The sequence below is a fragment of the Helicobacter bilis ATCC 51630 genome, from assembly GCF_000686565.1.
Classification (GTDB): domain Bacteria; phylum Campylobacterota; class Campylobacteria; order Campylobacterales; family Helicobacteraceae; genus Helicobacter_A; species Helicobacter_A bilis.
In genome coordinates, this window is sequence record NZ_JMKW01000007.1 from 52,653 (window position 1) to 78,184 (window position 25,532).

Here is a 25,532-nt window from a genome sequence, read left to right on the forward strand (position 1 = left end):
AATGTTGCACTTTTTAAGGTTTAAAATGACAATCATAATAGAATCAGAAAGGTTTCAAGTAATGCTTAAAAAGCTTTGCATTCATATATTTATATTTTTGTGAGTGTTTTAGATCGCTTAGAGTATAAATTTATAGAATCTAGCTTTGCATTATTGTATAATATTACGCAAGATTCTGTTACATAAGGATATGGTAGTGAAAAAGGTTTTTTTAGGAAGTCTTATTGTTGGTTGTTTATGTGTCAGTGCGTTTGCCGATGACGAGACAGAAAAAAAAGCAGTCAAAACGCAATCTTTAACAACTAGTGCGAGTTTTGATCCAGAGGCAGCACAACAGCTAGCAAAACAATGTGATGCAATCTTTGAGGCAAGAAAGCAAGAGCTTGCAACAAGTCTATTGCAGCTACAACAGCAACAAAGCACTTTGCAAATTCTAACCACAGAAAACACAAAGCTATTAAAAGAAAAAGAAGAGCAGATGAAGCTAAAAGAGAGTGCGTTAAAGAAAATGTATGCTGATATGCGAGATGAAGAAGCAAAAAAATCAGCAGAAAGTGAAGCAAAACTCAATGAAGCAAAGAAGCTATTAGCACAGAACGAAGAGATTCTAAAGCAAATCACAGGCACAAAAGACACAAAACTAGCTGAAAGCTATGCGAAAATGAAAGATAGCAAAGCCGCACCGATTTTAGCAGCTATGCCAGAAGATGATGCGGTTATGATTCTATTGAGCCTAAAACCGAATCAAATGGGAAGCATTCTAGCACAAATGCAGCCAGATAAAGCCGCAGAACTTACAAAACTTATAAAATATTTCCCTAGTAAAAAGCCAGTCCCACCAAATGCACCACCACCAGCCACACCAGATGGAATCAATGTAGAAGATAATATGCTGCAAAACGCTAGAGAGGCAAACACAAATCAGCAAAATAACGCAGTGCCACAAAGCTTTGATGGTAATATGAGGGTGTATTAGAATCCATAATAATAGCCTTGTATTGCAATGAAATCATATGATTAACTTTATTAAACACCATTAAGTAGAGAATACAAGATATAAGGCATTATTTGTTTATATTGTTTTATTCATTATATTAGTTTTGTAAGCCGCGTAAGTATTATTATGAAAACATGCGTAAAGAGATAATTTTGTTGCATGATTATATGTTTTTTAATATAGTGGTGTAGGGTTGATATAAAATATTAAAGCCCAATATTTTCTAAGCTTTATAACGGCTTTTAATACTTGATTCTTAGTTAAGATAGGTAAAAACATGTAATATTGTGCGGGGAACAAAATGATTATACTAAAGTCATAGATAAAATATCTTTCTGAAATGCTATTTTTTTCACTTTGCTATGTATATAATAATGTAATCAAATTTTATCATTTTCACTCATAGCGAAAGTGAAATTCCCTATTCTATCTTATATCCACAAACTTTTCATATCAATCACTATATTTTTTCCAAGTTTTTATGGACTTGATTTGCATTAAACCCCATAAGATTCTACTAGATTCTGTCTTATAGAGTGAAAAAATATCAGTAACTTCTTGTTGTTCTTTGAGATGAGATAAAGGCACAAAAGTAACCTTGAGTTTAAAAAATTGATTTGAGTGATAAGATTCTAAAAGGTGAGTGATTGCTTTAAGGTGTTCTGGTGTCCAATGGTAGTAATTCTCATTTGGATTTCTTACTTCATAGAGCCTACTTATAAAATCACTGGCATTTTGTATAGGAAGCGTTGTAAATCCCAACTTCTTATCATCAAATGAAAAATTATGCCAATAATCTGGTGTTTCTGTATAGAAATATAATCCAATGTCTATATGTTGGTTATTCTTATCCCACACCCTCCATAAATCTAAAGGTATTCTAAAGGTTATCTCACAGATATTGCCCTTTTTTAGTAATATCACATTCTTTGCTTTTTTCAAAAAAAGAAGCTTTAATTGGATTGAGTATTAATGAATTAGAATCTGCAAGAAGTGGTGTAGAAAAACATAAAAAGATGGCAATACAATAGAAGTAAAACATTGCTAGAAAATTTTGGATTTTATATTTGTGATTGAGAAAAGCAATAGAGAGATTCTTTGCATTACTTATATTTAACGCATTTGCACAGATTAACCTAACTTCCCCAGCAAGATTAAAAGCTTGTGGCTTATAGCTGCTATCATTAACAAATTCTGTCTTAAAGAAACCTCCCCTTTGCTTAGAATCTATACTAAAGCTTACATACCCTCTAGAATCTGTTGTTTGTGTATAGGTTTGCTTAGAATCTATATTTGTAATTTGGATTTGTTTATTACTTAGGGTGTGAAGGTATTGTAGTCTTTGATGTGAGGGGAGAAAGTCATAGGGTTTCCTTGTAAATGGCGTTATTGTTATTTAATATTGTTTTTAGGACTGCTAGAACTTTTTATTACAATATGTCATTATATATCAGCCTTATAGACATAATAAAGCATAGGCAAATCACCACAGGGCGGATAATTTTCGCTCCGTGTTTTATGGCAAGTTTCGCCCCCAGACTCGCCCCTATCATCTGCCCTACACACATTAATATGCCTAGAATCCACAGCACATTCCCACCTGCAATAAAAAGCAATGCCGAAGAGAGATTGATACTAAAAACAAGAACGCGAGAGTGTGCTAGGGCTTTACTCAAGCCGTAACCTGCTATACTAACAAATATCATCAGCACAAAAGAGCCTATCCCCACGCCTAAAAGCCCACCATACACACTTGCCACCGCACAAGAAGCGTATAAAAGCAAGGGATATTTTGTCCTTGCCCTATCCTCATCACTTAGCTTTGGTGAAAACAAAAAATACATTCCTACAAGAATCATCACAAAAGGCAGGATTTTAGATAGAATCTCAAGCGATACAAACTGCACAGCAAAAGCCCCCAAGCCAGAAAATATCACCGCTATGGCAATGCAAATGCGACTTTGCTGAAAGTCCATTAGTCCATTTTTATAGTAATGAGCCGCCCCGGTGAATGAACCCACACAGGCTTGAAGCTTGTTTGTCGCTAGGGCTTGAAGGGGATTTAGCCCACTCAACAAAAGCAGGGGCATAGTTATCATTCCAGCCCCGCCAGAGAGTGAGCCTACAAACCCACCAAAGATAGATGCCACAAACAGCACAATATACCAAACTACTTCAATACTGCCAAACATACCACAACCTTTATTTTGCCTTGTATAATCATAGTTCGCAAAGCTTAATGTTTTTTCACAAAGTTGTTTGAATCTGCCATTAATAAATTACCAAGCTTTCTATCTCTTATTTCTGCTTATTTAAAAACCCATCAAATTCATCAATAAATGTTTGATTTTTGCTTATATCTTTATTTATAAAAAATGGTAAAGATTCTAATGTCAATATTTGATTTGTATCTGTGTCAAGCTTTTTGCCCTTTAGCATTGCTAGAAAATCCTCTTTCCAACTATCTTTAGGGGCTAAATGCTCTCCCTTTGTCTCCATAAAACATTGAATACTTAAAAACTTATCATTCCTTTCACTCAATTTTTTGCCAAAGAAAATAAAATCAGGCTCAAAGCCCATTCCATAAGTTACTTCATTTGCGCGATTATCATAAATTTTAAATTCTTTAAATCCCTCATTTCTTATAATAAACCATTGAGAAAACATCTTATCAATATCATCTTTTCTGCTCTCTATAAATTCCAAAAATTCTCTTTCTAGCTTACTATCATAACAAAATGTCTTATGATATAGCCAAGTGAATCTAGAATCTTCAAAATTATCATCATTTTTAAAGATTATTCTATCGCCTATATTAAATTTATGAGACTGAAACTCACTTACTTCATATTCTTGCTTGATACTTTGCTTTAAGGATTTAAAATTTTCCAAAATATACTTTGCTATTTCAAGTTTATTTTCCATATTAAATGTTTGTTTTTTTGAAAAGCATACATATATTTTTTTTAAATAATTTTCTATAAAATCCCTTTTGCTTTTAAAGTCAAGATTCTTATTAATTTCTTTAAAACTAAGCCCTAACATATTCATTGCTTTAAGAAAATATTTAGTATCTATAATAGATTCAAGCGTTGAAGAGTTTTGTAAATCATATTCTTCTTTCACAATCTCAAATTTCTCTTCACTTTCTTTTATAGAGTTTGAAAAAAGTGGAATTTGCAGTCCCTTTATTTTCTGCTCTATTTCAGCTCTTGTCATAGAGAAAAGTTGTAAATCCCCTCTTCTAATCCTTTTATTATTGGCATAATAAATTTTGTTATCATCAATAATAGGCTTTATCTTTTCATTGACAATTAAATCTACACGCCTTTTTTCTTCTTCAAATAACAAGCCTTGCTTATTCATACTTTCATTAAGATTTTTAATAAATGCGACATCATTAATGGTATGATAGCTTAGTCTCTCTAGGGCGTTTAGCTCATTATCTAAGTCATTATCATATTTTCTTATATAAATAGAATCACTATCAAACATAAATGATGGGTCTTTAAAAGGATAATATCTAGCACCTCTTCCTATAAGCTGAACTTCCTTAGTCGTAATAGCCTTACTAGCTTTATTACTACCAAGTCTTACTATATCAAAAAGGTTTAGCACATCCCAACCCTCATTGAGTTTATCTACTGAAAAAATCACTCTTATTTCATTGCTTGTATCCTCCAAAGTATTTAATAATACTTGATTTTTTTCAAGCTCTTTTTCATCATTTGTATTTAATATATACAATGATTTAAAATTATTCTTTAAAAAGTTGATAATGCTATTTGCATACGACAAACCATATTCTCTTTTAAAAAATTCTAAGCTTTTATGTAAAAGATCACTCTCTTTATCAATATTTTCATAAAAGCTACTTATTTGAGAAGCTTCTAAATTTTCTAAAAAATTTATAAAAAACTTTTCATTTTGCTTTGATTCATTTATAGATTCACTTTTATACATTATTACAGGTTTTAGTATGATATTATGCTTTTGTGCGAGTAGCTCTCTATAAAGGCTTGTTAGCATACTGCCTAAGATTCTATACTCTAAAGTTTCATTGTTATATTTTGTTAGAAATATCCGTTTAGAATAGCCGTCTTTGCAAAACTCTTTTAAAGCGTATTCATAAATTATTTTATTTGTATATTTTTCTAAAACATTAGCCTCTTGTGGTATCGTAGCACTAAATTCAAATAATAAATTTTCTTTATTGCTTTCATAAGCCTTTGTTATGATTGTCTCCCAACCCTCTTTATTTTCCTTTTCACTTTTACTTTTAGTATCGCTATTTAAATGATGTGCTTCATCAGCCAATAACACAATCTTTTTATCCACTAAATCACTAAAGCTTAAAGAATTTTCCCTTTCTGTTTTAAACAAAGAGTATAGAGCCTGTATAGTCGTAAAATGTATATTGATACATTCATCTTTACTTTCACTTAGATTATTAACAATATTAATCTCTACATTTTCAGAATCTATATTGATACTTTCTTTAAAAAGGTATTTACTTGAATATTTATCAGCAAAATTCGCCTTAGTTTTTTCCAATATAGAATTAGAATTTACAAAGAAAATAAAATCTCTATATCCCCTTTTATAGCAATCAAGTATCAAAGCAGCCATTATCAGCGTTTTCCCACTGCCTGTTGCCATATTAAACATTAAATGATTTTGTTTTATAGAATCTACATTAGCATAATAATATTTCAGTGCTTTTTCTTGGTAGATTCTTAGCTCTTTAGATAAATTTTCTTTGATATACAAAGGTATCTCTATATCTTCCAGTCCTCTTTTTCCAAACTCTTCTAGTAAGGTCTCATATAACTTTTTATTAAACATTATCATCACCATAAAATATTTTATTAAGTTCTATAACTTCGCTAGATATTGCATAATCCTCATCTTCTATATCCCCATACAGCACATAGTCCATATTAGAATCTAAAATGTCTAGCAAAGCTTTTTTTTTGGCGTGTAAATCTAATTCTTTAAACTCTTTATCTTTTAAAATACTATCTAAATCTATACGATAATCCAAAAAAGCCTTAGATTCTAAATCTTTGTAAATAGAATCTAGCATTTTTTCATCATTTATATTTTTTATTCTCTCTTTATATATTGCATTTAAAGGCATAAGCTCTGCATAAATAAAGCTCCCACCTCCTTGCCAATCTACCGCTTTGCTAATCCCCCCTTGCTCTCCAGCTACCACCTTTTTTAACCGCTCTTTTGTGATAGATTCTATATAGTCCATTTGTTCAATCCCTATAAATCGCCTTTTCATTTTATGTGCTACGGCTAGAGTTGTGCCACTTCCTGCAAAAAAGTCCATTACTAAATCGTTTTCTTGTGTTGATATTTCTATAATGCGTTTTATAAGGGCTTCAGGTTTTTGCCCATCGAATTCACCTCGTTCTTTTGCCATAGGATTTATTACTTTTATATCACTCCACAAACAACTAATAGGTTGCCCTTTATACTCGTCAAGATAAATTTTTCTATTTATATTTTGATTTTTGTCTTTTGGAAAACATAATTTGCCTTCTTTGTCCCATTTCTCCATTATTTCTTTTGAAACTGAATAACCTTTGGTTGGTGTTTTGTAACCCTTATAATCGTAAATTAAGTTCTCTCTATAATTAGGACTTTGCAATGGCGATTTCATAAATTTTCTACCATTTTCATCTATATTTGTAAAACGCTCTTTAATATATTGTTGTGTATTTTCATCGTCCAAAGAATAAATATGATTTACTTGGTAATTTTCACTTTTTGAATACCACAAAATATAATCTATTACTACATTTAAGCGATTTTTTGGATTCGCACTTCCACCGCGTCTTTTCCATACAATACAATTTACAAAATTCTCCCGCCCAAAAATCTCATCACAAAGCACTTTTAAATAGGCTTGTTCGTTGTCATCACATTGTATAAATATCACGCCATCATCGCTTAGAAAATCTCTTGCAATTTCAAGGCGATTTTTCATAAAGGTAAGCCAAGTGGAGTGATTGAAGTTATCATTATAATTAAAGCTATCATTGCCTGTATTATAAGGTGGGTCAATGTATATGAGCTTTACTTTATTTGCAAACTTCTTTTTTAAAGAATGCAAAGCTAAAAGGTTATTGCCTTTGATTAAGAGATTAGCATTGTTAAGATTTTCTTTTAAATCCCCTTGCCCTATAAGCTCAAAATTTTGCAAAGCTTTTCTTGCAAACAACACATCTATTTCATCTTTTGCTAGAATCTCATTGAAAAATATCTCATTCTTTTTATCCTCATCTTTACTTTGTCCGCCTTTTATCACGCCATCTTTGTAAGCAAAGTTTAGCACGACTTCATTATTTGTTTTTAAAAAGCTTTTTGTTTTAAATCCTAATCCTATTTTATTTGTATAACTTGTGAAGCTACCGCTTAAATTTCTAAGGTCTAAAAAGGTCAAAAAGTCATTAAGCTTAAAAATATAAGTGTTATTTCGCACAATAAAAAATCTATTCTTAAACTCATCTTTGTATGTGCTTTGCTCCAAAAGATAACAAAACAATTTTTCATCATAGCTTTGTGCTAAATTTCTAATATGCTTTAAAGTTTCAAAGCGATTTTCTAAATCTTGCAATAATTCATTTTTCATAACTTCTCCTAACTGCAAAATGTAATGTGTAAAAACTTACAATGTAAGAATATGAAATATCTCCTTTGCCTACAGACTCATATATTAGCACTGCTTTCAAGCCATCTATAGCTCGTTTGTTATTATGAAAACAAAACTAAACGAGATTCTATAAATAATATATGTTATAGTCAAGTCCAAAGCCTTTGGTATTTGATATTTTTAGTCTCCACACTCACCCAAAGCAATAGAATCTAGAGCAAGGATTCTAGCAGAATCCTTGTAGTCTCATCCCTCCAAGCTTCCCATATCAATCACATAGCGGAATTTTGCCTTGCCGTTTGTGAGATTGCTATATGCTGTGTCAATGTCCTTTACGCTAATGATTTCTACTTCAGGGTAGATTCCCTGCTGGATAGAAATATCTAGCATTTCTTGCGTCTCTTTAATACCGCCAATGAGTGAGCCATACACCTTTTTACCCGCAGAAAAAACAAGCCTTGTTACATCAATATGCGTTTTTAGCTCCACAGGCGGCAGCCCAACAATTGCCATCTCACCGCCAAACTTTAGCAAATCCACATAGCTATTGACATCATAAGCCGTAGGAATGGTAGAGATGATAAAATCAAATCGCTCTTTGCATTCACTTGTGGCAGTGTAAAGGGCTTTTACACCTAGATTCTTAGCAACTTGAGCCTTAAGTGTATTTCGTGCAAACACACTCACTTCCGCCCCAAGATAAAGGGCGTATTTCACCGCCATAAGCCCAAGTCCGCCAAATCCCGCTACCGCGACTTTATCGCCCCTTTTTACCTTGCTAAATTTTAAGGGGCTATAAGTGGTGATCCCTGCACAAAGCAGTGGGGCGACTTTCTCTAGCTGGGCATTTTGTGGCACTTGTATCGCAAAGTTTTCACTCACAACAATATTATTTGAGTAGCCGCCATAGGTTGGGGCATTATCGTGGAAGCAATCAAGGCAATCATAGGTAAAAACCGCCTTACCATTTTCGCAAAACTGCTCTTGACTCTGCTTGCACGCACTACACTCCCCACAGGAATTCACCATACAGCCAACGCCTGCATAATCGCCAATCTTAAACTTACTCACGCTTTTACCCACAGCTACCACACGCCCGGCTATCTCGTGCCCGGGGACCATAGGATAGATCCCACTTTTCCACTCACTTCTAGCAGAGTGTATATCGCTATGGCAGATTCCAGCATAGAGAATCTCAAGTAAAATATCATTCTCTCCCATTGCGTGGCGAGTGAAGTGAAAAGGCTTAAATGTGTCGTCTTTGTGGGCTACTGCATAGCCTTTTGCACTGATTTTTTGCCCATTGTTGGCTTGGGCTAAGTTTTCTTCTAAAAGCATAAAAATTCCTTTGGGTAGTAAAATAGCTAAGATTCTATAATATTTGTCTATGAAAAATGCTAACAAGCGGGTTTAGACAAACACATAAAATCTTTAAGAGTGATATTATAAAGCCTAACACCTAGTGTTTGTCAAGGGAATTCAAGTAAGAGATAACGAGCTTGGGGCTACTTTTTGCTTTGAAAAACAGGGCTATGACAAGATTATAAAAGATCATTACAAAGTGATGAAAAATGAAAGCATAATGATAATCTATGTATATACAAATAGAAATATAAATAAATCTGCAAGATATGTAGCAAAACCTTTGAACCCTATCTAGCTGCAAGGGCAAATACGCAAAGATTAAGTTTAGTGGATTTAAGCCAAAGATAAAAGCAACCTTTACACTTTATATGTATTACTTGAGTATTTTGCATAGTTTTATATTGTTTAGCCTAATAGAATCTAGATGACACGGGTTTCATATCGCACAATGAATATACGAACATCTACATTTATTAATCATAGTAACTATTCTGTAAAATCTTCCCCATCATGTTACATGTGGTAGCACGAAACAACAATTATAAACTTATATGACAAGAATATATCATAACATATACACTTTTATTGGCATGTATATTACAATACAACGCTAAGTATCTTGAATGAAAGGGGACAATGTGGGAGCGCAAAACAAAAAAAAGCTTTCAATACTTTATGGTTTAGTATGTATAGGCATTATGATTTCTTTTTGGATTATCCCTGCACCAGAGGGCATGAAAGCAGAGGGTTGGCATTTACTTGGAATCTTTTGTGCGACAATTTTGGCAATTATTCTAAAAGTTATGCCTATCGGGGCATTAAGCATGATAGCTATCGCCATTGTAGCGATTACTTGCGTAACAGCTCCCGGTGATACAAAAGCAAGTATTAAAAATGCTTTGAGTGGATTTAATGAGAGTCTTATCTGGATGATAGGCGTGGCGATTATGATTAGTCGTGCGATTATTAAAACTGGACTAGGTAAGCGAATTGGCTATTATTTTGTATCACTTTTTGGTAAAAATACGCTAGGCATTGCGTATTCTCTTGTAGTAAGTGAGACGATTTTAGCACCTGTTACACCATCAAATACGGCTAGGGGCGGGGCGATAATCCACCCTATTATGCGTTCTATCGCACATAATTTTAACTCCGAGCCTGAAACAAAAACGCAAAATAAAATAGGCAAATATCTTGCATTGGTAAATTTTCAAATAAACCCAATCACTTCGGGCATGTTTATCACTGCTACTGCACCAAATCCTATGGTCGTGAATAAAATCGTAGAAGTAGCAAATAATCATGGCATAGAAATTGACATGCACATCACTTGGGGGCAGTGGGCTTTATCCATGTTTTTGCCTAGTATTGTCGTGCTATTTTTATTACCGCTTGTTGTGTGGGCTATCTATCCCCCTGAAATAAAAAAGACAGAAAACGCAAAAGATATGGCTACAAAAGAACTAAATGCAATGGGTCCTATGAGTTTGCAGGAAAAAGTCGTGCTTGGTATATTTGCCATTATGCTTATGCTATGGGCTGGAGTTGGTAAGTTTTTTGGGTTTAAGATAGACCCTGCTGCAGTTGCGTTTTTGGGATTAGCATTAACCCTTGTTAGCGGCATACTCACTTGGGAAGATATCCTTAAAGAAAAGAGTGCATGGGATACTGTGGTATGGTTTAGTGCGTTAGTAATGATGGCTAGTTTTCTTGGTAAGTTGGGCGTTGTTAGCTATTATGCGACACATCTTGAAAGCGGTATCAATGCACTAGGCTTTGGCTGGTTTGGTGCGTGTTTGTTGCTTACGCTTATTTATCTTTATATGCACTACTTTTTTGCCTCCACAACGGCACATATAGCTGCTGTGTTTGCGGCATTCTATGCGGCTGGTTTAGCACTTGGCGCACCGCCTATGCTATATGCCTTAATGCTTGCAGCAGCAGGTAATATTATGATGAGTTTAACGCATTATGCGACAGGGACTGCCCCAGTTATCTTTGGGTCTGGTTATGCAAGTGTTGGAGAATGGTGGAAAGTAGGCTTTGTGATGAGTGTTGTGAGTGTGCTTGTATTTGGCATTGTCGGTGGTATTTGGTGGAAAATTTTAGGATATTATTAGGATATGTTTAGAATCTTATGTATTATATTAGCTTGTTTTTTTGTCGGCTGTGGTGTAAAGGGGACCGAAGAATCTATATCTTTAGGCAAACTGCACTCTTTGCAAATCCTACCAAACACACTGCCAAAAAAACCACAAAAAGAGATCGCTAGAATCTGTGCGAGTTTCACACCCTTTAATGCCACAAAACAATATGAGATTCTCACTTTTGAGAATCTTTTGAGAGAAGCATATAAGAATACAAAGCAGCACACATTTACAAAGGTAGGTATATGGCAGCAAAGCTATAATATGCTTATATGGCAGAAAAAATGTCTTATATTAGGAATGTAAATGCGAAATGACTTTGTTGCAAAAATGCTTTTTGTAGTTATGCTATGTGCTGCTTTGCTGTATTCTGGCTGTTATAGTCCGCTGATACATTTGCAAAGCGTTGGATTAGCTAAAGATGATACAATGCAAAAAAAAGATTCTATACGCATAAAAGATTCTATATATGCAGACAAAAAAGCACAACCGCTAATTTTCTATAAAGAATGTAGTCGCAATGGCAGTGCATGGCTATATGAATGCCAAAGCATAGGCTTAGAATCTATGCAACAAGCAATCTATCTTTACTATCCAAACGCACTTTTAAATAATATCACTATGAAATTTTATCCGCAAAAAACATATATACGATTTGAAATAGATGATTCTAGCGTAATGCAAGACATACGATAACTACATGCATATTTAGCATTAATATGATTCTATTTTATAGCCAAAATGTGCTGAAAGAAACCCAAACTCCATGTTTAGATTTTATATGTTTTTTCAGTATAGGCGATAGGCACTTTTTGCTGATCTGGTCTTTTCAGATCTGCTAAACGCTAAGAATATAAAACCTACCATGAAACCTTGCTATTTGGAGCTACTTTTATAATATGTGTATTTTCGTCCCACTCTACCATGCCTGTTTTTATGTTTGTAAGTGTTAGAGTGAATGAATAATCTACTCTTTGTTTTTTGCCTACCTTTGTGTTTTTCTGCACGATAATGCCTGATAGTGAGAGATTTGGTGCGATGAGTGTGCCTTTCTCTGTTGTTGTGTATTGATTAAACTCATCATTATCCCTTAAATCCCTTGCATTATAAATCATATTATCAGTTTGCCCACCACTACCGCTAATTGCATTTGTAAGCTGAAATTTCCCACTTTTACGCATAGCTCTTGCTACCTTGCTTGTTAGTCCTCGCACATCTACTTGCTGCATAGTATCATTGACTACATCAGAGATAGCAAGGACTTGCTTTTTCTCTAAACTCAATACATATTCACTATTTAAAAGGCTTTGAACACTTTTATGCACCGCTGCTTCAATATCGTGATAATCTATACCTGCACTCGTATATTCTACTGAATCTTGCGTATCAACATAGCTTACCTTGCCACCGCAACCAACTATACTCAAAGCTACAACGCTTGTTACTACAACTTTTGTCCATTTATACATCTAATCTCCTTTAATAATGGTATGAGCGATTGTGCCACGATGCACACGCACATACATGATATTGTCTGTTAAGACACACAATCTATCTTCATTGCCATTTTCATAGTATTGCTTAAAAAGCTTGATTCTAGCGGAAATGTCTTTAGGCTTTGCTTTAATGAGTGAATCTAGCTCATTTTTACTTGCCATTCTCGCTAGTTTTGCATTGCATTCTTTTGTTATGGGAATCTCTAGTAATTTTTCATTATTACCATAAATTTTGACACTAGATTCTGCATTTGGGATTCTAGCAATCCATACGCTATTTGGCAGAATAAGACTTGAGCGTAAGTCAGCCGCAGTAGTCGCACTAAAAGCCAAAGTGCTTGCAAGTCCAATAATCGCACCATAATCCCCACCCACTGCATTAATGGTCTCTGTAATGCCAAACTTTAGCATTGCTCCAACTATCGCACGAGTGATTATTGATGGAAGCTGCTTTTCAAACTCACTTGCAAACAGATTGCTTGTATTACTTAGAATCTCCGCATTTGTAGTATTGATTCTATAATCGCTGTATGTAGGCTTTCCATTAACAAAGTTTGGCAAAGCTAGATTTATTGCATTAATACCGCTACCGGTTACAAGTGGTTGTGAAATGATTAACCCTTCTTTTCGTGCCAATGTGCCATCTTCAATAATTATCCAAGTAAATTTTTGATAATCGCGTTTGCCTTTACGAGATTCTAGAATCTGCATATCCTTTGCTACAAATGGAATCTTACTGATACCATAAGATTCTTTTAGTAAATCAGTCGATTTAGCAAAATCTCTCTCAATCATAAAATATACGCCAGAAACATAAGGGATAAGCGGATTTATCATGTCTCTATATACTGCAAACTGCTCTAGATTTGTATATCGCGTTTTTAAAATGCTATCGATTTCAGAATCTCTTGTATTTGTTTCATAGAGTGTGCTTTGTGTTTTCTTATTTGCCTCTTCTACCACTTTATCATGTGCTTTTTTTATCTCTTTTGCATAATAATCTTTTGCCCTTCTTTGCCTATCATTCGCACGATTAAATTCAATCCTTGCTTGTGTATTATCCCCCAAGCTAGAGAATGCAAGGGCTTTGTAAAAATTTAGCAATGCCCCCTCAAAAATCATGCCACGATAAGGCATAGCCATATCATTGCTTAAAGTCGCTCCAACATTTGCACCTATGTTTGATAATAGCCCTTTTGATTCATAAACTTTAAATTGTGTTTCTGCATTTTCTAAATCATTAATACTAAAATGAGCTCCAAAATATGAAAATGTGAGAAAGCCAGACTGCATTTTCCACAATAACCAGTCATTTGATTTATTTTTTGTAGCTTTCTGTAATGTTTTATAGGTTTGTGTGTAGTGCTGTGTATCGTATTCTCTCTTAATTTGTGTGCTATATGGAGAACAAGCGGATAAAAAAAGTCCAATTAACACAAAAAAAATAAAATTTTTCAAAGTTTCCTCGATACTATTGCAAAGTTTTTCTCTAAAACCATGAAATACTAATATAATTTCATATAAAAATCAATTGTTTGGGAGTAAATATGATGAAAAAGTCCTTTATGGTATTTGCCACTATATCGCTTTTTGGAATCTTGCATGCAAAAAGCTACTGGGGGCAAAGCAACTCTTATTATAAGCCCAATTACTATGGACAAAATTCATACCAAAACTCATATTATGATGATCAATATAACGCACAAGCTGATTATGATTCTGCATATAATCTCTACAAAAGGGGCAATTTAGAAGCAGCCCTGCCTATCTTTGCAAGGCTGTGTGAGCAAGATAACTATATCGCATGTTTATCTGCTGGGATCGTGCAGGGAAAATTGCTTGATAGCCTAGATTCTGATAAAAGATTTTCTCGCTCGGAGCGAAAAAGAAAGAGGGCAGAGTATTATAATGCGATGATGGCATTCTATACAAAAGCATGTAATGGTGGCAACTATGATGCGTGTAATAACCTTGCATTCTACGAGCATAGCACAAAGGCAGAAAGAGAAAAAGAGAAGAAAGAAGAAGAAAATGCAAAGATAGAAAATAATAGGGCAATGGAGCTTTACGCAAAGTCATGTAAAGCTGGGAATAAGGAAGCATGTCAGAATCTAGGCGTTATATATAGTGGGAATCTTGAGGATAAAAACGGGCAAAGCACAAATCTAATGCAAGCGCAAAATTATTATGGCAGAAGTTGTAATATGGGAGATAATGTAGCATGTTTTAATCTCGGTGTTTTGCGTTATAACTATGCAAAAACTACAAGCGATTATGCACAGGCGATTCATTATTTCAATCAAGCGTGTGGTGGCGATTATCCCGCAGCATGTCTTAATCTAGGCATTATTTATGAAAGGGGCGTTACACAAGATGTAAATGAAGATGTAGCAAATGCTATGCAATATTACACAAAAGCATGTTATTTGCAAAATGCTGATGCTTGCACCTACCTTGCAAAACTTGCAAATAAACGCAAAAAAATGCAGTAACATCTTGCAAGATTTTTATTAAGACTTAAAGAAGTTTGTGATAAAATAAGCCCTTTATTTATGATTTTTGTGAAGTTTAGTTAGTTATAGAATCTTTTTGTAAAAGGTTATGGTATGAAGATTCAAAAATGTGCGTTTGGAGAATATCAAACAAATGCCTATGTATTGCAATTTGATGATTTTGAGTTTGTAGTAGATCCCGGCTTTAATGCAATTGAATGGGTATTAAAAAATACAAAAAATCTACAAGCAATCCTTATCACACACGGGCATTTTGACCATATTTGGGATACCGCCAAGCTACAAGAGCAAACAAAGGCAAAAGTGTATTGCCCCATTCAAGATTCCTTTATGTTAGAATCTGATTGTTTTAATCTAGGATTAACACCATGCAAGGCAGATGTATATGTAGAAAATGATAAAGATTCTAAAAGTCTCAATATAAATGGCATTAATGTAACTTATTGGCATTTTCCCGGTCATACACCCGGTTGTAGCATTATAGAAGTGTGTGGGCATATTTTTAGCGGTGATTTTATCTTTCAAAGAAGTATCGGTCGATATGATTTTCCATATTCAAATAGCAATGATATGAGAGAATCTTTAGAAAGATTCTTGCAAATCAAAGAAGACTTACCTATACATCCCGGACATGGTGGAGACACTTCAGTATTTGCAGAATCTCGCAATATACCCGCATGGATAAAGTATATCGCATAAAGTTTAGAGTAGGATAATATGGAAAAAGAAGAAGTATTAAAAGAGCGTTATCTAAGACATTTAATGCTTGAAGATGTTGGTGAAGAAGGGCAAAAAAAGCTTAGTAATGCAAAGGTCTTAGTTATTGGTGCTGGTGGGTTAGGCTCACCTGTATGTTTGTATTTGGCAGCCGCTGGTATAGGTCGCATTGGCATATTAGATTATGATATTGTAGAAGTGAGTAATTTACAAAGGCAAATCATACATGCGACTTCAGATATAGGCAAGGCAAAGATTACATCAGCACAAATAAAGATGAAAAATCTTAATCCAAATATAAGAATTGACACTTATTTTGAAAAACTCACAACAAATAATGCCATGCCGATTATGCAAAATTATGACTTTATCGTTGATGCTACTGATAATTTCGCAGGTAAATTTCTTATCAACGATGCGTGTGTGTTGCTTAATAAGCCCTTTAGCCATGCAGGTGTTTTAAAATATCGTGGGCAAACTATGACGATTTTACCACATGAAAGCGCATGTTTTGCATGTGCTTTTGATGAGCCGCCCGCAAAAGAGCTAAATGCTATATTTCGTGCAGGGCTTTTTGGCGTAGTCCCGGGCATTATTGGCTGCATACAAGCAAGCGAAGCGATTAAATATATTCTAAATCTTGGTGAATTACTCACAAATACGCTATTAACCATGGATATTAAAACGATGAATTTTAGAAAAGTAGCCATTCATAAAAATGCTGATTGTCGCGTATGCTCTAAAGAAAATGGCATTAAAGAATTAAAGGCTTATCATGAATGACAAAAAGAGAAATCAGTCGATAGCCAAAAAACCACAAAGCATGGTATATAATTTGCTTAATTCAAATCTAATTGTGAAGAGAGGATAGGTATGGATTTAACGAGTATTTTAGGTATTATTTTGGCGATTACAAGCCTTTCTGTTGGGGATATACTAGAGGGCGGAAACCCTGTTCATCTAGTGCATTTAAGCTCTGTTATCATTGTGATTCCGACTGCGGCGATGTGTGCGATGACAGCCACACACGCACACGCAGTAAAAGCGGCATTTAAGGAATTAAAAATCGTTTTTGTGAATCCAAAGGTAAATATGAATAATACCATTCGACAAATGGTAGAGTTTAGCTCAGAAGCGCGTAAAAACGGACTTTTAACACTTGAATCAAGAGTATCACAACTAGAAGATGACTTCACACGAGAGGCAATGTCAATGATTATTGATGGACGCGAAGCAAAAGATGTGCGTGAAGATATGGAGATTCAAATCGAGCAGCTAGAGCATTACTATCATAGTGCGGCACACTATTGGATTCAGTTTGGTGAGACATGTCCTACGATGGGGCTTGTTGGTGCGGTGTGTGGTCTTATCCTTGCGCTTACGCTACTTGATAATCCGGCGGCTATGGCGGCTGGTATCGGTGGTGCATTTACGGCGACTGTTACAGGGATTATGGGTGCGTATGCGATCTTTGGTCCTTTCGGTCAAAAGATGAAGGCAAAATCACATGATATTATCATTGAAAAAGTGATGATATTAGAAGCGGTTGTAGGCATTGCAAATGGGGATAACCCAAGAAACCTAGAAGCGAAACTTTTAGGATTTATCCCACCGGGTGAGCCAAAAATATCACAATTTGAATAGTATGCAATGCTACATACAATACAAAAAGGTATATCGCAAAAGGCGTGTTGAATATGTGGCTAGATTCTATAAAACTTTAGAATCTAAAAGCTATACATATTTAGCATGCAATAATTTCAATGTAATAGAATTTAAGGATATAAACAATGGCAAAGAAATGTAAATGTGAAGAATGTCCAGCGGGAGAGAAATGGGCTGTTCCTTATGCAGACTTCCTTTCACTTCTACTCGCACTTTTTATTGCGCTTTATGCAATTTCAGCGGCTAATACTTCAAGGGTAAAGGCGGTTACTGAAGCATTTATTACTATTTTTGATGCGACACCTATGCCAGAACGCACCATGCCTGTAATGATTATCCCACCAGACCCCGGCACCGTTAGACAGGAAACAAAAGATACGCTAAAAAATACTTCTACAAACCTTAATGCACCAACAACGGTTGTAACCATTACGCAGTTATCAAACCTTATACAAGATGGTGGTTTGTTAGAACAAATCGAGCAAGGAACGACTCTAAGACTTCCTTCAGACATTCTATTTGAGCCCGGCACTGCAGATCTTGTGAATCAAGACAGAAAAACAGAGCTTGATCTACTTGCAACAGCGATTGCAAAAATGCCACCAGAAGTTACGATAAATATTAGGGGTTATACGGATAATTCAAGTCCGGCAGGCTATCGTAATAACTACGAGCTTGCAGCCGCTAGAGCATCAAATGTTATGGAATATCTAATGAGTAGGGGTGTCGATCCTGCTAGACTTTCTTTCACTTCCTATGGGCAGTATAATCCTATCGTGCCAAATACAAGTGAAGTCAATCGCCGTGCAAACAATCGCGTTGAAGTATTCTTTGCGACAACAAAAACTTCTGTCCATGAAGTGCAAGGCGTATTAGAAGATATGCAGCAATAGCAAAGGGGTATGCTTGCTAGGATTTGGAATCGGTGAAATTATCCTTATAGTGATAGTTGCCATTATTGTGCTAGGACCTGATAAATTGCCAAATGCACTGATTGAGATGGCAAAATTTGCGCGTGTGGTAAAAAGGACCATGCAAGATGCAAAAGATACGCTTGATAGAGAAGTAAATCTAGCAGAGATTAAAAAAGAGGCACAAGCCTATAAAGATAAGCTAGAACAAAGCGTAGATATTAGCAAAGAACTCAATGTAGATGATATACAAAAGGATATGCAAAAGGGCATAAATGATGTGCAGCATTTATTTAAAGACTATAACCCAAAGCCAATCCAGCTTGACACACAGACAAATAATACAGAATCTACAAGCACTAATAATGAAAATCTAACAACAAATCATGCAGATTCTATAAATAATCTAGATTCTAATCCACTTGAGTGGGATATGGAGTTTAGGACGCAACAAAATGGAGAGAATCTAGATTCTAAAATAACGCACCCTAAACCCTGCACCCACCCAGATTTGGTAGAGAATCTAGATTCTAAAAATTACAACCTAAATCCCGCCACCAAAGAAGCGAATAGAAATCTAGCTACAATAAACTATCATACTGAGCGTAGCGAAATATCTAGCATGGAATCTCAACAAGACTTTTCTTACTCACACACTCAAAATGACAAGAGCTTAGATTCTACACCTTTATGGCAGGGTGCAGGGCGTGGGGTGCATTTTGACAGGAAACAAGATTCTAAAAATTGTCATACTGAGCGTAGCGAAATATCTAACATGGAATCTCAACAAGATTCTTCACCTTTTTCAAAAATTCAAAATGATAATAAGTTAGATTCTAATCCCGCACAAAGCACAGAAAAAACAGAATCTGCAAATAAGGCAAATCATGCTTAATTTTGTTTTAACTACAACCCATTATAGAATCTCATCTAAAACCATAAGCCATACAAAAAGATTCTATAAAATCATAAAACATTTGGGGTATAGATATGTTTGAGGAGTTGAGACCACATTTGCAAGACTTGAGAAAGCGACTTATGCTTTCTCTTTTAAGCGTTGTGATTTGCTTTGTAGCTTGTTTTAGTTTCCATGAAGAGATTTTTACATGGGTGCAAACGCCAATTTCTCATGCTTTTAGCAGTGGTATCAAAGGCAAACTTATACAAGTAGCCCCAGCAGAATACCTTTTTGTAGCCATTAAAGTCAGCTTTTTTGCAGCATTTGTAATTTCTGTGCCTATTGTATTTTGGCAGTTATGGCTTTTTGTCGCACCGGGCTTATACAAGCATGAAAAAAAGCTTATTTTACCCTTTGTATTTTTTGGTAGTTTTATGTTTGGCTTGGGGCTATTTTTTTGCTATCAAGTCGTATTTCCGCTTATCATTCGCTATGTGCTTGCCTTTGGTAATGAAGTCGTTGAAGCAAACATTGCAAGTGATGAATATCTATCGTTTTTTATCCGCATTATGCTTGCTTTTGGCTTTGTGTTTGAATTGCCCGTTATGGCTTTTTTCTTAGGTAAAATAGGGCTTATCACAGACAATACGCTGAAGCGGTCATTCCGCTATGCAGTTGTAGCTATCTTTGTAATCGCAGCGATTGTAACGCCCCCAGATGTCATCTCACAGCTACTACTTGCCGTGCCTATGGTTGTGCTATATGGTGTTGCCATTATCATTCTTAAGTTTGTGAATCCAGAGAAAAAAGAAGATGAAACTTCACCGCCCAATAACACAGAACAAACTCGCAAAGATGAGATACAAGCACAGATAGAAGAGCAGTTAAAACCTTGATTGAATAGCTAGTTTTAAACCCCCCTAGCTTAATCTAGTTTTTTAACTCTATTTATTCATACCAAATAAAACAAGATTTTTTTTTAAGAATAAAATCCATTCATACTGAATCCACCTTGTCATGTTGAGCGATAGCGAAATATCTTTTTTCAACTCAACTATTTGTCATGTTGAGCAAAGCGAAACATCTAAGCATAGAATCTAGTATCATTTGTCATTTTGAGCGACAGCGAAAAATCTACATTATCTACATTAAAGTTTTATTTTGTAAAATCCAAAAATCTAGCAAATTGCCATTTTGAGCGTAGCGAAAAATCTAATATAAAACCCATTTTTGTCATATTGAGACGAAGTCGAAATATCTTTTTTCAACTCAACATGACAAGATTCCAGAAACCACACAACACAATCTCTCAAATCACTACAACATATCAAAAGTGTAAAATCTATACAAAATCCACACAGATTCTATAAAATTTGTAACTTTTACCTACTTTTTATAAAATTTGCTTGAATTTGTTTTTTTTTTTGTTAAAATCACGCACAATTTTATTTGCTATTGCAAATATTTGATTCTATAAAAAGAGCGAGTAAAAGGGGTAGGCTATGAGAGTGAAAGCATATATATTAAGTGGGATTTTGCTTAGTGTGAGTCATTGTGTATATGCTGGGGATATTCAAGGCGATATTTATAATCTAAATAGCAAAAATGATAGCTCAAGCGATACATTTTATAGTAACAATATGGGGACAACATACACTGGTTTGGCATGGGGTAGAGATTTTACACAAAGTTATGAAAATGGTACATTAATCATTGGCAACACTTCAAAAAGTCCAACAAGTAACGGACATTGGTTTGGTCGTGGCGGTGATGTAGGGTTTATTAATGGTACTTTCAACGCAAAAGAAGTCTATATTACAGGTACATTAGGTTCTGGTAATGCAGCAAGGACAGGTGGCGGGGCAAATCTTACTTTTAATGCAAGCAATAATCTCACATTAGATGGGGCAAATATCAGTGTAAATCGTGCAGGCACACAAAATTCAACTACTGCTTTAAATGGCAAAGAAATCGATATAAAAAATTCACAATTCAATATAGAAAATATCAATGGTGGTGGCATTAATATCGGCAATGAAAAAACAGAGAATCTAACTATAGATAATACAAATATAAGTATGAGTGGCGGACAGATAAATATCACCGCAAAAAACTCAAAGCTAAACTTTGGGTCGGTCAATATCACAAATGGCACACTTGATTTAACAAAAGCAAATTATACAGAACTTACAACACACTCACTTAATATCACAAACTCTAGCTTTCGCTCAAATGAGCTAAATATGTCAGGTGATATTGTAAATGGTAGATTCACACCAACACAAACTCTAGCACATGGGGCAGGTTTTCGCCAAAGTCTAGGAAATGGAGGGGATTTCACTGCGGATTCTATAACAATAGATGATGGCAGTAGCACCTTAAATGCGACTAATGCGACGATTAAAGAGTTAAATTTCAAAGGTCCATCAACAATCTTTGGTTCAACACAAAAAAAGCTTACTGCTACTATTAGCGGTAAGTTAAATATTACAACACTCACAAATCCTTACCAACCGTTTGGTAAAGGTTTTGCCGCTGAACTAGAAGTAAAACAGGCTAGTGAAGTCAATATAGACAATATACACCACCAAAACTATACGGGCGGTAGCTGGATACATGTCAATGTGGATAACAAACTTGTTGTAGGAAATATTCAGTTTGCAACAGATGGTATATTGGGAAGTCAAGGGCATGTCGAGCTTAAATCTAGTAACGGCGATGTAATAGTAAAAAATGCAGCTGGTTGTGGCAATGCCTGCACAGGTGGTTTAGGTATTCGTCCGCTAAATTTTCTTAAAATATCTGGTAAAAATTTCTATGGTGGCAACATAGAAGCTATAGGTTTGCCAACAGCTGGAAGCAATTCTACGCTTGATTTAACAGGGGTTAGCGGCACAAAATTTATCGATACTTTCTCTATACGCACAGGCACGCTACAAGCAAAAGATTTTCATGTGAATAATTTTATTGTCTATAAAAGTAACTCTTACTCTGTAGTAGATCAAAATATCGGTAAAAGTTTCATCAACTATCTCTCAATGGAAATAGGCACAAGCGACTTTGCAGATGGAGCAGATATTAGATTCAATGGTGGGGGTGAGATTCTAAACTTTAACTTCATCGATGCGAGACCGACTTCATTTGTGCGTATGGGTGAGATTAAGCATGTCAATGTTAATGAAATGAAAATCAAAGAAGCTGAAGTCAATATTAAAAATGGAATCTTTAATACAATAGTTTCACAAAAAGGGCAAACCGCTATCACAAACGGCGCTTCAAAAATCACAGCTAACGCCCTAAATGTCAATGAGCTTTTACACCTAAAAGACTCGAGCAAGCATAGCGGTGTTATGAAAATTGAGTTAAATGCTAATGGCGAAAACATAGACCAAAAGTTTGACAAATACCTAAATGTAAGCGTAGATTCTAAAGACCTAAAAAATATGAGTGGTGATGAGATAGCAAAGCTTATAGAATCTAATAAAAACACAAATGGAAATAATGAAAAAACAGAATCAGATTACAAAAACGCAAGTGGCACATATATCACAACAAGTGATGGCAAACATTATCTAGTCTTGCCAGATATTATGACAAATGATAATATTACAAATAGCACAGGACAAGTTGCAAATGGTGGTAATATCTTAATAGAGCAAACCGAACTCACAAAAGGTGCATTAAATAACTATGGAAAGATTCTAATCGATGATGGCTTTGTAAGTGGAGATAAACCGACACTCTATCTCACAGGTAATCTCAATAACTACAATACAATAGATTTGGGAGCTAACGGACATATAGAAGTAACAGGAAACTTTAATAACAAAGGTAAAATCCTTTTTAGCATTCAAGCAAATCCAAATGACTCTAGCAACAATGAAATAAAAAATGCAAGTATGAATATCAAAGGCAAAGCAACACTAGACATATCACCCGGAAGCACAGGGGCATTACAGGCAGATATAGCAGATTCTAAGACTTTATCGAGTATAAGCAGTCAGCTTAATACTAATGGTAGCAAGGGCGTAGAATACAATCTCATAAAAGCAGAATCTATAAGCTACACTTACACACAAGGGGATTATACTACGACTTTTGATAAAAGCAACGGCAATACAACCATAAAAACAGAACACACCAATGGCGGACAATGCACAAATAAAGACTGCCAAACAGGAAGCAATGGCAATACAAAACAAGAAACCGACTTCACAACAAATGGCAAAGACAATCCATGGGATATGGATAAAGCCCAAACAGATTCTAATGGCAATGTAGTAGAAAATGGCATAGGCTCAACTGATAATGAAGGCAATCTCATACAAAAGCCAAGTCAGCAAGATAAACAAGAAGAATGCAAACAAGATGGCAAGTATTGTGGCTTTGGTAGCAATGCTAACGCTACTGAAGCAAACAGAGGCTATGATTACGCACAACAAAAGATGAAAAATAGCTTTTCACTCACTTATAAAGGCGGTAGCATAGATGGTAAATATATCGATATAGAAAAAGTCGTAAATGATACAACAATAGGCTTTAAAATCAATAAAGTAGATATTAATAACTTCATAGAGGGCAATACAGAAAAGCCTTTATGTAATGCAGAATCTAGCACATTTGATTGTGCTTTATACATGGAAGCAGGTGGAAATAACTCATGGATAAATGCGATTAAAAAAGAGAGTGCAAATAGCTATGAGATTCTAAAAAATCTATTCTATGATGATAAATCTTCACTTGTGTTTTTAATAAACCTAGACCAAACTCTAGCTGCCTCAAGAAACCTAGAGTATTTCCTAGAAGTAGGTAGGACTCTAGATACAGCAATAGATCATGTCTCAAACCTAGAGAATAAAGCATCAACACTTCATACACTCACACTATCAATGGAGAGTGCAAAGCTAAATCGTCTAGCAAGAGTAGCTAGCATTCATGGTAGTGCTAGTAGCTATATAGCTATGCAAAACTATCAAAAGAATTTAGAAGCAGCATTAAGGGAAGCAGAGAAGCTAAAACTAGCAAGTCTAGATTCTAATACAAACACAAGAATAGCAGCTATTAATAATATAGTAAGTGGTAATACAAATAGTAATGCAGTTTATAGAAGTAGTGTAGCTACTCTAGCAAGTAGCTCTAACACAAACACACAAAATGCAAACAATGGAGTAACAGATATACAAAGTGATGTTACAACTGATAACAACTCAAATGAAGTATGGTTTGATACCTTAGCAGATTTAATCATGAGATTTAATAATAGAGAAGAATATCCAAATCATGCTTGGGTTAATATGCTAGGTAATCTTAACTTCTCAAAGACTGGCTCGGCTCAACTTTATGGCTTTAATGCAGGATATGATTATTTTGTAGATAAACTCCAAACTGCATTTGGTGCGTATGGTGGTTATGGCTATGGCACATTTAATGGCAATAATAATGGCTTTACTTCAAATAATTCAAACAATATGTTTGCTGGAATCTATACAAGGACTTTCATTGAAAACCATGAAATAGATGTAACACTCAATACTGCCTTTAGCTTTACAAATGAGAAACAAAACTCTCAAATTAATAACTTTGACTTACTTGCTCTCTTTAAAGATGAGTATAGCTACACACTCTCTAATGTAGATTTAAATGCAACTTATGGTTATGCTTTTTTAATGAAAAAGGGTTATATTGTAAAACCTTTTGCAGGATTATCGTATTATGTATTAGGCTCAAGTGGCTTTAAAAGAAAGAGTGATAATACACCTATATTTGCTATGAATACAGATGATAACATAAGACAAACTATAAGCGTAAATATAGGTATAGATGGTCGTAAATACTTTGCAAATCAAAGCTATATTTTTATAGTCGCTCAATTAAAGCAAGATGCAATCATTTTACAAAATAATGTAGATTCTAGTGGGACTACAACTACAAGTATAGGCAATATAGGTGATTCTGTAAATAACTTTAATATGAGATATAAAGCTCAAGGCTATAAGTCTTATGTATTCCTTACAGGTGGTGGAGAATATAGCTTTGGTAGATGGTATTTAAATGGCAGTCTTAGCTTACAAAGCAGTGTATTTGATAAAAACTTTGGCTTAGGATTTAATATTGGTGGTAGGGTTGTGTTTTAGGGGATATCTTAGAATCTGAAGTTTG

The 25,532-nt window shown here is 34.8% G+C and carries 21 protein-coding genes; 14 read left to right on the plus strand and 7 right to left on the minus strand.

Annotated elements, in window-relative coordinates; genetic code table 11:
• Positions 1–190: 190 nt before the first annotated feature.
• The gene (locus tag T368_RS0102300) at positions 191–976 is read left to right on the plus strand and encodes a MotE family protein (protein WP_248646228.1); all 786 of its coding nucleotides are present in this window, start codon (positions 191–193) and stop codon (positions 974–976) included.
• Between the two features lie 474 nt (positions 977–1,450).
• Here the strand turns inward: T368_RS0102300 and T368_RS0102305 are convergent, their stop codons facing one another.
• From T368_RS0102305 to T368_RS0102325, 5 genes are all read right to left on the minus strand, one after another.
• Positions 1,451–1,921: a hypothetical protein gene (locus tag T368_RS0102305; protein ID WP_138160782.1), complete on the minus strand. Its 471-nt coding sequence runs from the start codon at positions 1,919–1,921 to the stop codon at positions 1,451–1,453.
• A 506-nt stretch (positions 1,922–2,427) separates the two neighbouring features.
• The gene (locus T368_RS0102310) at positions 2,428–3,189 is read right to left on the minus strand and encodes a TSUP family transporter (protein ID WP_004087118.1); all 762 of its coding nucleotides are present in this window, start codon (positions 3,187–3,189) and stop codon (positions 2,428–2,430) included.
• 106 nt (positions 3,190–3,295) lie between these two features.
• A complete protein-coding gene (locus T368_RS0102315) occupies positions 3,296–5,842 on the minus strand; it encodes a DEAD/DEAH box helicase family protein (RefSeq protein WP_004087116.1) in 2,547 nt (848 codons plus the stop codon).
• The gene (locus T368_RS0102320; RefSeq protein WP_004087114.1) at positions 5,835–7,640 is read right to left on the minus strand and encodes a site-specific DNA-methyltransferase; all 1,806 of its coding nucleotides are present in this window, start codon (positions 7,638–7,640) and stop codon (positions 5,835–5,837) included. Before T368_RS0102320 ends, T368_RS0102315 begins: the two co-directional genes overlap by 8 nt.
• A 267-nt stretch (positions 7,641–7,907) precedes the next feature.
• Positions 7,908–8,999 carry an NAD(P)-dependent alcohol dehydrogenase gene (locus T368_RS0102325; protein WP_004087112.1) on the minus strand — a complete coding sequence of 364 codons (1,092 nt, stop codon included), beginning with the start codon at positions 8,997–8,999 and terminating at the stop codon, positions 7,908–7,910.
• A 124-nt stretch (positions 9,000–9,123) separates the two neighbouring features.
• On the opposite strand from T368_RS0102325, the gene T368_RS0102330 reads away from it, so the two are divergent.
• From T368_RS0102330 to T368_RS0102345, 4 genes are all read left to right on the plus strand, one after another.
• Complete coding sequence (locus T368_RS0102330; protein ID WP_027338268.1) at positions 9,124–9,321, plus strand: hypothetical protein; 198 nt, start codon at positions 9,124–9,126, stop codon at positions 9,319–9,321.
• Positions 9,322–9,649: 328 nt separating this feature from the next.
• On the plus strand, positions 9,650–11,146 hold the full coding sequence (locus T368_RS0102335) for a DASS family sodium-coupled anion symporter (protein ID WP_051053855.1): 1,497 nt from the start codon (positions 9,650–9,652) through the stop codon (positions 11,144–11,146).
• Positions 11,147–11,149: 3 nt separating this feature from the next.
• Positions 11,150–11,479 (plus strand): hypothetical protein, encoded by a 330-nt coding sequence (locus tag T368_RS0102340; RefSeq protein ID WP_004087106.1) that lies wholly within the window; start codon positions 11,150–11,152, stop codon positions 11,477–11,479.
• Entirely contained in the window at positions 11,480–11,869 is a 390-nt protein-coding gene (locus T368_RS0102345; RefSeq protein WP_004087104.1) for a hypothetical protein, read from the plus strand.
• Between the two features lie 164 nt (positions 11,870–12,033).
• Here T368_RS0102345 and lpoB read toward each other — a convergent pair whose 3' ends face one another.
• Both lpoB and T368_RS0102355 read right to left on the minus strand, forming a co-directional pair.
• Positions 12,034–12,642, minus strand: coding sequence for a penicillin-binding protein activator LpoB (lpoB, locus tag T368_RS0102350; RefSeq protein ID WP_004087103.1), 609 nt, complete (start codon positions 12,640–12,642; stop codon positions 12,034–12,036).
• Positions 12,643–14,127: a COG3014 family protein gene (locus T368_RS0102355; protein WP_004087102.1), complete on the minus strand. Its 1,485-nt coding sequence runs from the start codon at positions 14,125–14,127 to the stop codon at positions 12,643–12,645.
• Positions 14,128–14,216: 89 nt separating this feature from the next.
• Between T368_RS0102355 and T368_RS0102360 the strand changes: the two genes are divergently transcribed.
• The 9 genes from T368_RS0102360 (at position 14,217) to T368_RS0102405 (ending at position 25,507) form a co-directional block, all read left to right on the plus strand.
• Positions 14,217–15,161 carry a tetratricopeptide repeat protein gene (locus T368_RS0102360; RefSeq protein WP_004087101.1) on the plus strand — a complete coding sequence of 315 codons (945 nt, stop codon included), beginning with the start codon at positions 14,217–14,219 and terminating at the stop codon, positions 15,159–15,161.
• Between the two features lie 114 nt (positions 15,162–15,275).
• Positions 15,276–15,881 carry an MBL fold metallo-hydrolase gene (locus T368_RS0102365; protein WP_004087100.1) on the plus strand — a complete coding sequence of 202 codons (606 nt, stop codon included), beginning with the start codon at positions 15,276–15,278 and terminating at the stop codon, positions 15,879–15,881.
• A gap of 18 nt (positions 15,882–15,899) precedes the next feature.
• Positions 15,900–16,682: a HesA/MoeB/ThiF family protein gene (locus tag T368_RS0102370; RefSeq protein WP_004087099.1), complete on the plus strand. Its 783-nt coding sequence runs from the start codon at positions 15,900–15,902 to the stop codon at positions 16,680–16,682.
• A gap of 90 nt (positions 16,683–16,772) precedes the next feature.
• Positions 16,773–17,543, plus strand: a complete 771-nt coding sequence (gene motA, locus T368_RS0102380; protein WP_004087095.1) for a flagellar motor stator protein MotA — start codon at positions 16,773–16,775, stop codon at positions 17,541–17,543.
• A gap of 1 nt (position 17,544) precedes the next feature.
• Positions 17,545–17,706, plus strand: a complete 162-nt coding sequence (locus T368_RS15295; protein WP_155116650.1) for a hypothetical protein — start codon at positions 17,545–17,547, stop codon at positions 17,704–17,706.
• Positions 17,690–18,457 carry a flagellar motor protein MotB gene (gene motB / locus T368_RS0102390; RefSeq protein ID WP_004087094.1) on the plus strand — a complete coding sequence of 256 codons (768 nt, stop codon included), beginning with the start codon at positions 17,690–17,692 and terminating at the stop codon, positions 18,455–18,457. The genes T368_RS15295 and motB overlap by 17 nt, the downstream gene beginning before the upstream one ends.
• Positions 18,458–18,470: 13 nt before the next feature.
• Entirely contained in the window at positions 18,471–19,370 is a 900-nt protein-coding gene (gene tatB / locus T368_RS0102395) for a Sec-independent protein translocase protein TatB (protein WP_004087093.1), read from the plus strand.
• A gap of 95 nt (positions 19,371–19,465) precedes the next feature.
• Positions 19,466–20,269 (plus strand): twin-arginine translocase subunit TatC, encoded by an 804-nt coding sequence (gene tatC / locus T368_RS0102400; protein WP_004087092.1) that lies wholly within the window; start codon positions 19,466–19,468, stop codon positions 20,267–20,269.
• Positions 20,270–20,875: 606 nt separating this feature from the next.
• Positions 20,876–25,507 carry a vacuolating cytotoxin domain-containing protein gene (locus T368_RS0102405; protein WP_004087091.1) on the plus strand — a complete coding sequence of 1,544 codons (4,632 nt, stop codon included), beginning with the start codon at positions 20,876–20,878 and terminating at the stop codon, positions 25,505–25,507.
• Positions 25,508–25,532: the final 25 nt, after the last annotated feature.